Annotated in this window: 1 protein-coding gene; it reads right to left on the bottom strand. The window is 58.6% G+C overall.

Features of this window, described 5'->3' with window-relative positions:
• Positions 1-23: 23 nt before the first annotated feature.
• Positions 24-781 (bottom strand): IS5 family transposase gene (locus ROH8110_RS18365; RefSeq protein ID WP_139837435.1). Its coding sequence is split into 2 segments (ribosomal slippage): positions 24-460 and positions 460-781, totalling 759 coding nucleotides; the frame shifts between segments, so codons are not numbered across the junction.
• Positions 782-847: the final 66 nt, after the last annotated feature.

Genomic DNA, 847 nt, shown 5'->3' with positions numbered 1-847 from the left:
CTAGGGTCTGGACTCATTGAGTTTCAAAGCCAGTAGATGACGATGGCCGCGAGAGCGATGGCTGACAGGAAGACCTTTGGGCACCTGTCGTAACGGGTCGCAACACGCCTCCAATCCTTGAGCCTGCCGAACATGATCTCGATCCGGTTGCGCCGTTTGTAGCGGCGTTTGTCGTATTTCACCGGTTTCGTCCGCTGTTTCCGGCCAGGGATGCAGGCGCGTATCCCTTTGTCTTTCAATGCCTCTCTGAACCAGTCGGCGTCGTATCCTCGGTCCCCGAGCAGCCAATCGACATCAGGCAGGCTGCTCAACAACGCCCGTGCTCCGATGTAATCGCTGACTTGCCCGGCAGTGACGAACAGGTCGAGCGGGCGGCCCTGGCTGTCGCAGATGGCGTGCAGCTTGGTGTTCATCCCGCCTTTGGTTCGGCCAATCAGGCGACCCCGCCCCCCTTTTTCACGCCCATGCTGGTCGCTGTTCGGTGGGCCTTCAGATAGGTGGCATCGATCATCACGGTCTTCTCTTCGCCATGCTCCGCAGCCAGACCGGCCATCATCCGGGCAAAGACACCCTTGTCGCTCCACCGCTTCCAACGGTTATATAGCGTCTTGTGCGGCCCGTAGGCGGCGGGCGCATCGCGCCATCGTAAGCCATTGCGATTTATGAAGATAATCCCGCTCAACACACGTCGATCATCAACGCGTGGCTTGCCGTGTGACTTGGGGAAGAAGGGCTCAAGACGCGCCATCTGCGCATCCGTCAGCCAGAAAAGATCAGACATGCTCACCGCTCAGTTTTCGAAGCGTGAATCATGCTCCAACGCGGAAATCAATGGGTCCTGAGCCTA

The sequence above is a fragment of the Roseovarius halotolerans genome (assembly GCF_900172255.1).
In the GTDB taxonomy this organism is placed as follows: Bacteria; Pseudomonadota; Alphaproteobacteria; order Rhodobacterales; family Rhodobacteraceae; genus Roseovarius; species Roseovarius halotolerans.
Note: the sequence above shows the minus strand (reverse complement) of the source record. Positions and strands in the feature narration are given on the sequence as shown.